Origin of the sequence: Shewanella sp. 3_MG-2023 (assembly GCF_030548765.1) — a bacterium.
Taxonomy (GTDB): domain Bacteria; phylum Pseudomonadota; class Gammaproteobacteria; order Enterobacterales; family Shewanellaceae; genus Shewanella.
The window spans coordinates 65,176-78,627 of the sequence record NZ_JAUOSH010000013.1 but is presented as its reverse complement, the minus strand read 5'-3'; the positions used below and the strand labels follow the sequence as shown (position 1 = coordinate 78,627).

10 protein-coding genes are annotated in these 13,452 nt (G+C 42.8%); 9 read left to right on the top strand and 1 reads right to left on the bottom strand.

The window, feature by feature from the left end:
• Window positions 1-138: 138 nt before the first annotated feature.
• The 4 genes from Q4591_RS09465 (at window position 139) to Q4591_RS09450 (ending at window position 6,941) form a co-directional block, all read left to right on the top strand.
• Entirely contained in the window at window positions 139-1,923 is a 1,785-nt protein-coding gene (locus tag Q4591_RS09465) for an assimilatory sulfite reductase (NADPH) flavoprotein subunit (protein WP_303460721.1), read from the top strand.
• 100 nt (window positions 1,924-2,023) lie between these two features.
• A complete protein-coding gene (gene cysI, locus Q4591_RS09460; RefSeq protein ID WP_303460718.1) occupies window positions 2,024-3,715 on the top strand; it encodes an assimilatory sulfite reductase (NADPH) hemoprotein subunit in 1,692 nt (563 codons plus the stop codon).
• Window positions 3,708-4,481, top strand: a complete 774-nt coding sequence (locus tag Q4591_RS09455) for a phosphoadenylyl-sulfate reductase (RefSeq protein WP_102438447.1) — start codon at window positions 3,708-3,710, stop codon at window positions 4,479-4,481. The genes cysI and Q4591_RS09455 overlap by 8 nt, the downstream gene beginning before the upstream one ends.
• A 738-nt stretch (window positions 4,482-5,219) precedes the next feature.
• Window positions 5,220-6,941 (top strand): hypothetical protein, encoded by a 1,722-nt coding sequence (locus Q4591_RS09450; RefSeq protein ID WP_303460713.1) that lies wholly within the window; start codon window positions 5,220-5,222, stop codon window positions 6,939-6,941.
• Between the two features lie 116 nt (window positions 6,942-7,057).
• On the opposite strand, the gene Q4591_RS09445 is transcribed toward Q4591_RS09450, so the two are convergent.
• Window positions 7,058-7,957, bottom strand: coding sequence for a phospholipase A (locus Q4591_RS09445; protein WP_303460710.1), 900 nt, complete (start codon window positions 7,955-7,957; stop codon window positions 7,058-7,060).
• Window positions 7,958-8,195: 238 nt separating this feature from the next.
• Here Q4591_RS09445 and cobA point away from each other — a divergent pair, with 238 nt between their 5' ends.
• The 5 genes from cobA (at window position 8,196) to Q4591_RS09420 (ending at window position 13,451) form a co-directional block, all read left to right on the top strand.
• On the top strand, window positions 8,196-9,008 hold the full coding sequence (cobA, locus tag Q4591_RS09440) for a uroporphyrinogen-III C-methyltransferase (protein ID WP_303412026.1): 813 nt from the start codon (window positions 8,196-8,198) through the stop codon (window positions 9,006-9,008).
• A 484-nt stretch (window positions 9,009-9,492) separates the two neighbouring features.
• Window positions 9,493-10,854 (top strand): Na(+)-translocating NADH-quinone reductase subunit A, encoded by a 1,362-nt coding sequence (locus Q4591_RS09435; protein WP_102438455.1) that lies wholly within the window; start codon window positions 9,493-9,495, stop codon window positions 10,852-10,854.
• A complete protein-coding gene (locus Q4591_RS09430; RefSeq protein WP_102438457.1) occupies window positions 10,854-12,071 on the top strand; it encodes an NADH:ubiquinone reductase (Na(+)-transporting) subunit B in 1,218 nt (405 codons plus the stop codon). The genes Q4591_RS09435 and Q4591_RS09430 overlap by 1 nt, the downstream gene beginning before the upstream one ends.
• Window positions 12,061-12,831: a Na(+)-translocating NADH-quinone reductase subunit C gene (locus tag Q4591_RS09425; RefSeq protein ID WP_303460704.1), complete on the top strand. Its 771-nt coding sequence runs from the start codon at window positions 12,061-12,063 to the stop codon at window positions 12,829-12,831. The genes Q4591_RS09430 and Q4591_RS09425 overlap by 11 nt, the downstream gene beginning before the upstream one ends.
• The gene (locus Q4591_RS09420) at window positions 12,831-13,451 is read left to right on the top strand and encodes an NADH:ubiquinone reductase (Na(+)-transporting) subunit D (RefSeq protein ID WP_076540771.1); all 621 of its coding nucleotides are present in this window, start codon (window positions 12,831-12,833) and stop codon (window positions 13,449-13,451) included. The genes Q4591_RS09425 and Q4591_RS09420 overlap by 1 nt, the downstream gene beginning before the upstream one ends.
• The last annotated feature ends 1 nt before the right edge of the window (window position 13,452 follow it).

Genomic DNA, 13,452 nt, shown 5'->3' with positions numbered 1-13,452 from the left:
TGCACTAGACCACACTTTTGTAGCTTAAAAATGCAGCTTTGCATATTCCTTAATGGAATAAAGAATCAACTTTTAGTCTTTTTTGGTTTTAAAGAATCGGAGTAATCTGATGATATTAAACTGTTATAGGGCTCTCCAATGTTGTTAAAAGAACTTTCTTCATTCGCATCGCCATTGTCTCAAGGACAAGTCGACAAGCTAAAACAGCTCACTTCTGAATTATCTGCGGTGCAATTAGCTTGGGTTAGTGGCTATTTGGCTGCATCTTCAAATCAAGGGCAAACAGCAAGTGCGCCAGAGGCTAGTGCAGCGCAAACTGTGACAATTTTATTTGGTAGTCAAACGGGTAATGGTCAAGGTATCGCTAAAGAGTTAGCTGCAAAGGCATCCGCTAAAGGCTTTACGGTTAATTTAAGCTCGATGGCTGATTACAATGTGCGTCAGTTAAAGCAAGAAACCATTTTAATCGCGGTGGTGAGTACCCACGGTGAGGGTGAAGCGCCAGATGATGCTATTGAATTACATAAGTTCCTTGCTTCAAAAAGAGCGCCTAAGTTAGATCAACTTAACTTTTCAATTTTGGCCTTGGGTGACTCAAGCTATGAGTTTTATTGTCAAACCGGTAAAGACTTCAGCGAACGCTTATCTGCTTTAGGTGCAACAGAGTTATTGCCGTTAGTTGAGTGTGATGTTGATTACGAAGAAGCTTCAGAGCAATGGCTTGAGTCGGTAATAACAGCGGTTGAGCCATTAGTTGAAACTAGCAGTGCCAGCGTGGTGTCAATTGATAGCGCCAAAGCGGCGGGTGAAAGCGAATTTACCAAGCAAAATCCTTATGAAGCAGAAGTGTTATTAAGTCAAAAGCTTACTGGTCGTGATTCTGATCGTGATGTTCGCCACGTGGAAATCGATTTAGGCGAATCTGGTATCAGTTATCAAGTGGGTGACGCCTTAGGTATTTGGTTTACCAATAACGAGGCTTTAGTCACTGAAGTGATTAGCGGTTTAGGATTAGACTCGTCAACTGAAGTTGTGGTCAGTAAAAATACCTTATCGCTACAACAAGCATTAACAGATAAAAAAGAGCTAACCCAACTTTACCCGGGTCTTGTGACGGCATGGGCAGAGCTTGCGGGGAATGCAGAGCTTAGCGCGATTGCTGCAGATAAAGAGCAAACTCGCCAGTTTGTATTAGGTCATCAATTAGCTGATTTAATCAGTTTGTATCCAGTAAAAATCGATGCCGCAACCTTAGTAAGTTTATTACGCCCATTAACACCGCGTTTATATTCAATTGCCTCTAGCCAAGCGGAAGTGGAAAACGAAGTGCATTTAACCGTGGCACTGGTTGAAGATGAGCGTGCGGGTCAAGCGCGTTTTGGCGGCGCTTCGCACTTCTTAGCATCTGCAGAAGAAGGTCAGCAAGTTAAGGTTTACGTTGAACCGAATAAGCATTTTCGTTTGCCAGAAAATAGCGACACTCCAGTTATTATGGTTGGCCCTGGCACTGGTGTGGCGCCTTTTAGAGCCTTCATGCAACAACGTGCAGCAGACGGCGTTAACAGCGATAGCTGGTTATTTTTCGGTAATCCGCATTTTGAGCAAGACTTTTTATACCAAGTTGAGTGGCAACAGTACCTAAAAGCGGGTGATTTATCGCGCCTCGATGTGGCTTTCTCACGTGATCAACAACATAAAATTTATGTGCAACACCGGATTGCAGAGCAAGGTGAAGCGATTTGGGCATGGCTACAAAATGGCGCGCATTTTTATATCTGTGGCGATGCAGAGCGTATGGCAAAAGATGTCCATCAAGCCTTACTAGATGTCGCAGTTAAGTATGGTGGTTTAGATGCGCAGGGCGCTGAGGATTACCTTGAAGGGTTGCGCAGTGCGAAACGTTATCAAAAAGACGTTTACTAAATGAATACCGCATGAGTTCGAAATAAGCATAACGAAAATAATATACACGCTGGTGATTTGATATCACCAGCGTCATAAAAGCATCGATAGAGGCCACAGGATGAGTGAGCAAAAGTTAGCAGTAAATGAATATTTAAAAACCGACAGTGATTACCTGCGCGGCACCATTAAAGAAGGCTTAGACACCCAAGTTACCGGTTCGTTTAGTGATGGCGATCAGCAGTTGATCAAATTCCACGGCTTTTATCAGCAAGACGATCGTGATTTACGTAATGAGCGTAAAGAACAAAAACTAGAGCCTTTATACAGTTTCATGTTACGAGCCCGTGTACCAGGTGGTATTTGTAGTCCTGAGCAATGGTTGGATGTGGATAAAATCTCATCAACGCTAACGACATCAAACAGTATTCGTTTAACCACCCGTCAAACCTTTCAATATCACGGCATTCCAAAGCGTAATTTAAAAACGCTGATCCAAGGCCTTGATAGAGCGACGTTAGATTCTATTGCGGCCTGTGGTGACGTTAACCGTAACGTAATGTGTAACCCAAACCCTGTTGAATCTAAGTTACATCAACAGGCTTATGCAGTGGCTAAAGAGTTGTCAGATCATTTATTGCCTCATACTCACGCCTATGCTGAAATTTGGTTAGATAAAGAAAAGCTGCTTGATACTGAAACTAACGAACCTGTGTACGGTAAAACCTACTTGCCACGTAAATTTAAAATGGCTGTAGCAGTACCCCCAGACAATGATGTTGATGTTTATACCAATGACTTAGGTTTTATTGCCATCGCTGAAGCGGGTGAGTTAGTCGGATTTAATTTAGTTGCTGGTGGCGGTATGGGCTCAACTCATGGTGAAGTGGAAACCTTCCCACGTCTAGCGGATGATTTTGGCTTTATTAAAACTGACGATGTGATTAAATTCGCTGAAGCTGTTATGACAGTTCAGCGTGACTGGGGTAACCGTGTCAATCGTAAGCGTTCACGTTTGAAGTACACCATTGTCGATCATGGCGTTGCAGAATTTAAAGCAGAAGTTGAAAAGCGTGCAGGGGTGAGTTTTGAACCTAAACGTGAGGTAGTGATTGGCGATCGCGGTGACCGTTATGGTTGGGTTCAAGGCTTAGATAACAACTGGCATTTAACCTTGTTCATTGAAAGTGGTCGTATTAAAGATGAGCCTGGTCAGACGCTGCAAACAGGCTTAAGAGAAATCGCCAAAATCCATAAAGGTGATTTTAGAATGACCTCTAATCAGAACATGATTATTGCTGGGGTTGCAGAAGAAGATAAAGCTGCGATTGAAGATTTAGCCCGTAAGCATGGCTTTTTTGGCAAGGTTATCAGTCAAACCCGCGGCCATTCAATTGCCTGCGTGGCGCTGCCTACCTGTCCATTAGCCATGGCCGAAGCGGAGCGATATTTCCCAGAGTTTATTGACCATATTGATGCGCTGCAAGCTAAGCATGGTATTAGCGAGCAAGCCATTGTGGTGAGAATGACAGGTTGCCCTAATGGCTGTGCGAGACCGTTCGCAGCCGAAATTGGTTTAGTAGGTAAAGCGCCGGGACGTTATAACTTGTATTTAGGTGCAAGCTTTGAAGGCACACGCCTTAATAAAATGTACAAAGAGAATATTCAAGAAGCTGAAATTTTAGCTGAGTTAGACAGATTATTCGGCTTGTATGTACTTGAGCGTGATGCAGGTGAAACCTTCGGTAACTTTACAGTTCGCTTTGGCATAATTAAAGCCGTGAACGATGCCGCTGTAGATTTTCATGGCTAACGGGTTAGCAACAGAGGTCATTACGATGATTAATCACAATGAGTTGCAAGCACTATTATCAGCTCCCAAGTCTGAGCAAAAAATAGTGCTAGAAAAAGTGAATCGCTTTTTAGCCGATTTAACCGCGCAAGAGCGAGTCACTTGGGGATTAGCTTTTTTGCCTGGCGAACATGCTTTATCGTCAAGTTTTGGTATTCAAGCGGCGGTTATGTTGCATATGGTAAGCCAAGCGCAGACAGATATTCCGGTGATATTGACGGATACAGGATACTTGTTTGCTGAAACCTATCAATTTATTGATGAGTTAACCCAAAGACTAGATTTAAATCTACAGGTATTTCGCGCCCAGCAGTCATCTGCATGGCAAGAAGCCCGTTACGGTAAGCTTTGGGAACAAGATCTTGAAGGGTTAGAGAAATATAATCGCATCAATAAAGTGGAGCCTATGCAACGTGCTTTGGCTGAGTTGAATGTAGGGACTTGGTTTGCCGGGCTACGTCGCTCGCAAGCCAGTACCCGTGAAGCGCTGCCCATTTTAGCTATCCATGGTGATAAATATAAGTTGCTGCCCATTATTGAGTGGAGCAACAAGGATGTCCATGAGTACCTCACTGAGCATCAATTACCTTATCATCCACTTTGGGAGCAAGGGTACGTGTCTGTGGGTGATACTCACTCAAGCAAGCCGCTTGAGCTTGGCATGAGCGAAGAAGAAACCCGTTTTAATGGCTTGAAGCGTGAATGTGGATTACATTACGAAATTTAGCCAATTGCAGGTTAGTCATTTGGTTATAAAAAATATCAGTCCAATGAGGCTGATATTTTTTTGAGTTTAATATTTTTGGGATTCAATAAAAGTGTCAATAGGGATGTTGAACGCAACATATGGGTCGCTAAGGTTAATATTTACTGCTAATGCGAGCGCTTATTATTAATAGCTAACATTGCTTTCGACCAAAGTATTAAAACCAATGACTGATATTTACCTCTGTTGCTTTATATCGTGATATTTAGCCAAAAACAATTAGGCATTTGTTAATTCTATAGTCTAAATTTAGAAGTTCCCGTAGATGGTTTTGTCGACACTTTAGGCATGTTTTTGCACGCCACGTACCTCCAAAGCCTCGCTCGTAAAACGAGTGTGTAGTGATTGGCTTGCTAGCGTAAGCATAATCCATTTGGTTATCTCGGTTAGCCATCATTGGCTAGCCGAGAAACCAACCTTTCATCGATATCGCTATCTTCATGGTTTATTTATCCTATCTTTTTGGCACCTGCTTAACCTTTTATTAGACTTTTAAACCTTATAAACAATTGCTTAACTCGGTTATTGCTTATCAAACCCCAAGCCACTTTTATCGAGGCATTATTTTATTTGCAAATTAAAAGTGTGCTAAGTTATCGCTATGCTTGATCAAATTGAGTTATCGGCATTAACTAAGCATTTACTCTCAAGGAAGAGTGACTTGTTATTACTTACATGTGAATTATGGAGCACAAATAAATGAAAAAACTGGCTATCGCAGTTGCCATTGCCGCTGCTGGTGCAGGCGCATACATGCTATCGAACAACGATGGTGTCACCACAACTGATAACGACATGCTCGCGTATATCCCAGCAGATACCTTACTTTTTTCAGGACAACTCACCCCGTTTCCGTTAGAAGATTATTTGTATTCAATGCCTATGGGGCAAAACGGTGCTGCCCAACTAGAGCAAATTGAGCAGGCTGGCCCATATTCAAGTGCCCAAGAGGGATTTTTTGTCAGTTTATATAAAAGTTATTTAACTAGCCTTGAAGACCCTGAACTGTTTTTAACAACCTTTGGTTTGCCTGCCAAGATTGAGTCATATACCTACACGCTAGGGGCGTTGCCTGTTTTTAAGGTGCAAGTCACTGATGAACAGGCTATTTGGAAAGTATTGGACAAAGCGTCAGAAGAAAGCGGTTTAGCCCACACCACGGCAACCATTGAAGGCCTTGAGTATCGTGCTTATTCACTTATTGATGACGATGAATCGATTGATTTAGTTGTTGCCCAGCAAGATGGCTGGTTAACAGTAACCTTAAATACCTCCTTCAATAAACCAGAATTATTAGCAACGGCGCTGGGATTATCCAAAGTTGATAATCCAATTAGTGACAGTGGCATTGTTGAAGATATCATTAAGACTCATGGTTTTTTAAACGACAGTATAAGCTTTATAAACCATGTGGAATTAGTGAAAGGATTAACCTCAACTGATGGCAATATGCTGGCTAAACAGTTATCTAAATTAGGCGAGTTAGATGGCACTGGCAGTGATCCTTTTGCAGAGTTTAAAACGGCTGAGTGTCAAACAGAGCTTGATGCTATCGCTGCAAATTGGCCGCGCACGGTTATGGGCTTAAAAGCATTTAATGTTAGCCGTAAACAAGCGCAGTTTGATGCCCAAATGGTGGTTGAATCTAACAACCAAGTGATATTAGGTGCATTTAATAAAATGCGTGGTTTTATTCCTAGTTTCACTAATAGCCTAACTGACAATGCCATGTCCATAGCACTGGGGCTTGATGCGGCGCAATTAGCACCAGCATTAACTGAAATTTGGCAAGATTTACAAACGCCCAGTTATCAGTGTGAAGCACTAGCGCAAATGCAATATGAAATCAGCGGCCAAAATCCGGCAATGCTTGGCATGATGACAGGCATGGCCAATGGGGTTAAGGGCATGAGTGCCACCATAGTCGACTTTTCGTTAACTGACGAAAATGGTGAGCCTGGCTTTAAGCACCTAGATGCACTGATTAGCTTATCGGCTGAAAACCCAGAAATGCTATTGAACATGGTTAAGCCATTTGTGCCTCAGTTAGCCCAAGTTCAACTGGAGACTAATGGTGATCCCATCGATGTGTCTTCATTGCTAATGCTGCCACCTTCAATGGGGGTAAGCGCTCAAATGGCCATTAAAGATCAACACATTGTTATTTACAGTGGCGATAAAGGTGAAGACTTAGCTAATAAACTGGCAAAAGAACCACTGGTCGCCAATGGCTTAGCGAATATGTCGATTGATTATCAAAAAGTGCTGAAACCGGTATTTTCACTCATTGAAGAAAGCGGTGAGCAAGTGCCAGAAGAACTAGAAATGCTCAAAGATTATGACATGCGCATGCAGGTCAACTTGGATATTACCGATAAAGGTATTTCAATCTCTACTCGCGGTGATAGTAAAGCTTACTAAGTTGCTAACAAGCTAGTCGGGTATTGATAACAAAAAAGGTGAACTGTATATAACTGCAGCTTCACCTTTTTTATTGTTGTTTTTATGGTTGTTTTTATTGTTTGTGATGGCCTATTTTAAAGAATATCACCAATCGAAACCCCGATCCCAATGCGCTGATTATGATGATTATAGTCAATCATACTTTCGCCATAGCCATTAAAGTACTGGGTATATAAGCGTAAATTGCCTAATATCGGATAGCTCCAAGTAAACTCAATGGAGCCTTTATTTGGGTGTTGTAAATTATTGCGCCCCATTAAGGTAAACATATGCTCATCAAGGCCATAGACGGCTGTTAACTCAAAGTTGCCCATATAGTCTTCAATATCGGGGTTGTCATCACCCTTAGGCGAGCTGGGTGTTGCTTTTTCATCTTCAGGGATCCGCCACCACGCCTTTAGACCTAATGCAAAAGGGCCTCTATCAAATACCATGGTGCCGTAAATTCGATTCCAACTGCGTGAAAGTGAACCAGATTGACCATTAGATTGATGCACAGCCCCTACACCCCAAAACGAATTTGTTAACCCTGCCACTTGCCAGTCATTATTGAATAGCATGAACATTTCCGGTTCATGATTAGTTTCTCTAAAAGGGGAGGAAATTTCTTTATTATAGACTTGCCAGTAAGACTGGTTGGTATAGGCGAAATAGAGGTGGCCATTGTCGCCAAAAACGTTATACCACAGCGGGAATTTAAAGCTTATCTGAAACTTAGCCTCAGCGTTATCGATGACTTCTTCATTGTCGTCATTGGTTGTAAAGTTTGTATATGGGTCAGTGTTAGGGTTGTCATTATAGGTGTATGGCAAAATGTAATTAACTTTATGGGGGGTAATGACAAAGCGCTCCTCTGAAGTTTTAAGCTCGTCTTTTACTCTTTCATCAACGAGTGAGTCTTCAGCTAAAGCCACTTGGCTTACTCCTAAACCAATGGCTGCGCTAAACCATAATCGGATCCATGTTGGTTTCATTAAAAGCTCCCTTTAATTATATTTTTCTAGACTAACACTATGGTTAAAAATGAAAAGTACTGATGATTTGAGCTTGGGCTTTGTATGGTAACTGTGCAGCTAGTTTACCAAGGTTTTTAAATGCCACTTAATAGGTCTCATATAACTAAATGGAATAAAAGCTAAGTATTATCTATTATATATGGAATATATAAAGGGCTATATTTGATGCTAAGTAAACATTGTGGGGTTTTGAAAAATGGAATTGGTTTCGATACCGGGTCAAGGGGCCAAAGGGAAAGTCTGGATAGTCGGTGCAGGGCCTGGAGATGTTGAGCTGCTCACCCTCAAAGCTTATCGGGTGTTAAAGCAAGCCGATGCTGTCCTGTACGATGCCCTCGTTAGCCAAGACATCTTAGATTTAATCCCACAAAGCGCTGAAAAAATTGCTGTGGGTAAACGTGCTGGCAAGCATAGTGCTGGGCAAGATGAAATAAATCAGTTACTGGTGACAAAAGCTTACACTCGCAAAAACGTGGTACGCCTTAAAGGTGGTGATCCGTTTATTTTTGGTCGTGGCGGTGAGGAGCTGCAAACCTTAGCAGAAACAGGGGTTGCTTTTGAGGTTGTCCCCGGTATTACTGCTGCTAGTGGCACAGCTGCTTATGCTGGCATTCCATTAACCCACCGAGATTTTGCTCAAGGAGTGACGTTTATTACTGGTCATTGCCAATTACAAAGTCGGCCGATGGACTGGCAAGGTTATGCAAATCCAAATAATACCTTAGTGGTTTATATGGGCATTTTGAACGCAGAGATTATCCGTGATGGATTAATGAGTAGTGGCCGTGATGGTGATACGCCTGTGGCTATTGTTTCTAAGGCGACGACCGCATCTCAACAGCGCTTTATCGGTAAGTTAAGTGAGTTATCGCAGCTGGCTGCAGATCCTGCTTTGCAAATGCCAGCATTGATGATTATCGGTGAGGTGGTGTCATTGGCAGACAGCCTCAATTGGTTTAATCCTCAAGAGTACTCAGCTGCACCAATTCAGTCTCAAGTGGGTATTTAGCGGATTTGATCTTAAGCTATATTTACCGATAATTTTGACCGCATGAATTTAAATGGCGAAGACGACAGTCTTGGCCATTTTTTGTTTTTAGCTGCTCAGGCTTGCCATTAACATGTTCATTTCATACTTATCCCATATTTGTCATTCTTATTGCTTCAAACTTAATTATTATCTCAGTGCTTACCTAGCAAATTTTGATTTCTGTAATTCTTATACAGCTTTTATTGAGATTAATGTGAACTGTGTCTATGTTAAATTGTGATACATGGGGTAGTTCAGCATTGGGTAGCGTTTTGGATGCTGTTTTTTGTGCTTTAGTTCCTGTTTTGAAATTGAATATCGGTCTTGGTTCAAATTTTTGGTCGAATTTAGGTGTTATTAGTACATTTATTTCACAATTTATTTAAAAGGTGTGACCTCAATAGCGGATTTAGGTCACAAATCTATTTATTATGTGGTATCTGAATTTTAAAGGTTACAAGTAATGGCTGGATCCTCAAATCAGGTTATAACAATTAAACGGGGCCTCGATGTGCCTATAGCGGGTGAGCCGCAACAAATAATCGACGTCACAGCAAAGCCAACCAGAGTTGCCATATTAGGCGAAGAGTATGTTGGTTTAAAGCCGACTATGTTGGTTGAAGAAGGTGATATCGTTAAAAAAGGCCAAGCGCTTTTTCAAGATAAAAAGATTGCCGGAGTGACCTTTACTGCCCCTGCGAGTGGCGAAGTGATTGCCATAAACAGGGGCGAAAAACGGGTGCTATTATCAGTGGTGATCCGTTGCGAAGGCGATGAAGCCGTGAGTTTTGCTACTAGCGATGATGTTTTGGCATTATCCCGCGAAGCGGTGCAAACCAATCTGGTTAACAGTGGGTTATGGACGGCATTAAGAACCCGCCCTTTCTCAAAAATTCCCGCGTTAGATACTAGGCCATCGGCAATCTTTGTGACCGCCATGGACAGTAATCCGTTAGCGGCCGATCCTCGCGTGATTATCGCTGAGCAGCCACAAGCATTTGCTGTGGGAATGCAGGCACTAACCCGGTTAACCGATGGTAAAGTGATGCTGTGTCATGATCAAGGTGAGGCGTTACCCGGCCATGATTTAGCTCAAGTTGAGTCATATCAATTTGGCGGCGTTCATCCCGCTGGGCTGGTGGGTACTCATATCCATCTGCTGCATCCAGTAAGTGTTGAGCGGGTAGTTTGGCATATTGGCTATCAAGATGTGATTGCCGTTGGCAAGCTGTTTCAAACCGGTGAGCTATTTAATGAGCGAGTGGTGTCATTTGCTGGACCCAATGTGTTAAAACCAAGGTTACTGCGGACCCAATTAGGGGCAGACTTGGGTGAGCTAGTCGAAAATGAAATTGAAGATATTCACTCACGGGTGGTATCGGGCTCCGTACTTTGTGGCCATACCGCAGTTGGGGTTTATAACTATTTAGGTCGTTATCATAATCAAGTTTGTGTACTAACTGAAAACGCCCGTCACGAGTTATTACCTTGGGTGCGCCGTAATAAAGAAAAGTTCTCACTGACAGGTATCATGATGTCAGGTTTTAGCCGTACTAAAAAACTGTTTGATTTTACCACCCATGCAGGTGGCTCTCCTCGTGCGATGATGGCTTTTGGTCAGCTTGCCCGCGTTATGCCTTTGGATATTTTACCGACCTTGTTGGTGAGAGATCTGGTGGTGCGAGATACCGATGAAGCACAGCTATTAGGCGCTTTAGAATTAGACGAAGAAGATTTAGCACTTTGTACCTTTGTTTGTCCCGGAAAGTATGACTTTGGTAAAGAGTTACGTGCTTGCCTAGATATCATCGAGAGGGAAGGTTAATGAGTCAGCAACAAAAGAAACCGGATCATCAAGATCGCTATTATGCTCATGGCGACTCGATGAAAAGTTACTTGCGATCCTTGTGGATTGCTCGTGGCCGCAGTACCAAAGGTAAAGTGCATGTTCGTGATGCCATTGATGTAAAACGTACCATGCATATTGTGGGTATGTGTTTACTGCCCGCCATATTTTTTGGGATGTACAACCTAGGCTTACAAGCGCAAATTGCCATCATGGCTGGGGCAACTCAACCTGAGGCTTGGCAGGCTGGCTTGTTTTCAATGCTGTTTGGCCAGTTAACCGAACAATCAGGTTTTGTCAGCTTAATGGCTTATGGTGCGAGTTATTATGTGCCAATTTACCTAATGACCTTGTTTGTCTGTTTAGTGTGGGAAGTGGTTTTTGCCAAAGTGCGGCGCCAAGAATTACATGAAGGCTTCTTTATTACAGCATTACTGTTTTCTATCATAGTGCCGGTATCGACACCCTTATGGATTATTGCTGTAGGAGTGACCTTTGGGGTTATCGTAGCCAAAGAAATGTTTGGCGGCATGGGTTATAACTTTTTAAACCCTGCGTTAGCCGGTTATGCCTTTATCTATTTTGCCTACCCCACAGAAGTCGCAGCCTTAAGCCAATTTGTTGCTGCTGATGGTTTTTCAGGTGCCACCACCTTAACCCAAGCTGCAGCCAGTCGCGCGAATATGTTTGCCGATGTTAGCTGGATTAGCGCCTTATCAGATCCTGCATGGATGGATGCATTTTTAGGCTTCACTCCAGGCTCTATTGGTGAAACCAGCACCTTAGCTATTTTGATTGGCGGCGGTGTATTGCTGCTAACTCGAGTGGCAGATTGGCGAGTGGTTGCTGGGGTTATGTTCGGCATGATCGCTACAGCAATATTGTTTAACTTAGTTGGACCTGCGAAAAGCTCTATGGCTTCTATGCCGTGGACATGGCATTTAGTTACCGGTGGTTTTGCACTGGGGATGATGTTTATGGCAACCGATCCTGTGACCGCCTCATATACCCGCAGTGGTCGATACGCCTATGGCGCGTTAATTGGCTTTATGACCATACTCATTCGAGTGTTGAATGTGAAATTGCCTGAAGGGATCATGTTGGCGATATTGTTCGCAAATCTATGGGCGCCATTATTCGATTATCTGGTGGCTCGTGCCAACATTAAACGGAGACTAAAACGCCATGGCCTTTAAGAAAGATAGCATAGCTGGCACGATGATTTTTATCATCAGCCTGAGTTTAGTCTGTTCGTTTATGATCACCGGTACCGCTGAAATTTTAAAAGAACGTAAGCTGGTTAAAAAGCGTGATGAAGTGCAGCAGTTTGTATTACGGGCCGCCAATATTGATATCAGCAGCGGCGATTTTAGGGAATTATTTGAACAAAGAGTAAGGCCTAAAATGGTCAATCTAGAGTCGGGTGAGTTTGTTGATCATGACAATCTACTTGATTTTGATGAGCGTATGGCAGCGATAAACCCAGATACATCATCAAAACCTAAAAAAGATACCGCCAAAATTAAAAGCCGTGCGGATAATATCCGCGTATTTGAAGTCTTTGACGCTAATGGTCAATTATCCAGTGTGGTGATGCCCATTTATGGTAAAGGACTGTGGTCGATGATTTATGGTTATTTAGCCCTTAAGCCTGATTTAAATACCGTTGAGAATATTATTTTCTACGAACACGGTGAAACCCCTGGTATTGCTGATTTTGTAACAGATCCCCAGTGGACTGACTTATGGAAAGGTAAGCAGCTATTTGATGATAAAGGCAAAATTTCCATCAAGGTTATCAAAGGCGGTGCTAAAGCTGGCGATATTCACGGTGTTGATGGCGTTAGTGGCGCAACCCGAACGGGCATGGGCATTCAACGTGCGGTTGAATTTTGGTTTGGTGTAGAAGGTTATCAAACCTTTCTTAACCAGTTTGCCACTACGGAGGCGAAATAATGAGTACGACTATCTCAACTAAACAAATTCTGACCTCACCGATTTTTGCCAATAACCCAGTGGCGATGCAAGTGCTAGGGGTCTGCTCTGCACTGGCTGTGAGTAATTCAATGCAAACCGCATTGGTAATGACACTGGCGGTGACCTTTGTTTTAGTGTGCTCCAATGTGATCATTTCGAGCATTCGCAATTTTATCCCTAGCAGCGTGCGTATTATTGCGCAAATGACGGTGATTGCCTCTTTGGTAATTATCGTTGATATGGTGTTGCAGGACGTGGCTTATGAGCTTTCAAAGCAGTTATCTGTATTTGTCAGTTTGATTATTACCAACTGTATCATCATGGGCCGCGCAGAAGCCTTTGCGATGAAATACCCACCGCATTTGGCATTTGTTGATGCGCTAGGTAATGCCATGGGCTACGGGGTGATTTTATTAAGTGTCGCCTTTGTGCGTGAGCTACTAGGACGCGGAACCTTATTTGGCAAAGAGATATTTACCACTATCGAAAACGGTGGTTGGTATCTTGCCAATGAAATGTTCACCTTGCCACCAAGCGCATTCTTTTTGATCGGCGTGATGATTTGGGCGATCAATGTTGTGCAGCGTAAGAGAGGATAAT

Excerpts from the sequence above, each read along its gene's own strand:
- Q4591_RS09465 (WP_303460721.1), top strand. The coding sequence starts at position 139 with ATGTTGTTAAAAGAACTTTCTTCATTCGCATCGCCATTGTCTCAAGGA.
- cysI (WP_303460718.1), top strand. The coding sequence starts at position 2,024 with ATGAGTGAGCAAAAGTTAGCAGTAAATGAATATTTAAAAACCGACAGT.
- Q4591_RS09455 (WP_102438447.1), top strand. The coding sequence starts at position 3,708 with ATGGCTAACGGGTTAGCAACAGAGGTCATTACGATGATTAATCACAAT.
- Q4591_RS09450 (WP_303460713.1), top strand. The coding sequence starts at position 5,220 with ATGAAAAAACTGGCTATCGCAGTTGCCATTGCCGCTGCTGGTGCAGGC.
- Q4591_RS09445 (WP_303460710.1), bottom strand. The coding sequence starts at position 7,957 with ATGAAACCAACATGGATCCGATTATGGTTTAGCGCAGCCATTGGTTTA.
- cobA (WP_303412026.1), top strand. The coding sequence starts at position 8,196 with ATGGAATTGGTTTCGATACCGGGTCAAGGGGCCAAAGGGAAAGTCTGG.
- Q4591_RS09435 (WP_102438455.1), top strand. The coding sequence starts at position 9,493 with ATGGCTGGATCCTCAAATCAGGTTATAACAATTAAACGGGGCCTCGAT.
- Q4591_RS09430 (WP_102438457.1), top strand. The coding sequence starts at position 10,854 with ATGAGTCAGCAACAAAAGAAACCGGATCATCAAGATCGCTATTATGCT.
- Q4591_RS09425 (WP_303460704.1), top strand. The coding sequence starts at position 12,061 with ATGGCCTTTAAGAAAGATAGCATAGCTGGCACGATGATTTTTATCATC.
- Q4591_RS09420 (WP_076540771.1), top strand. The coding sequence starts at position 12,831 with ATGAGTACGACTATCTCAACTAAACAAATTCTGACCTCACCGATTTTT.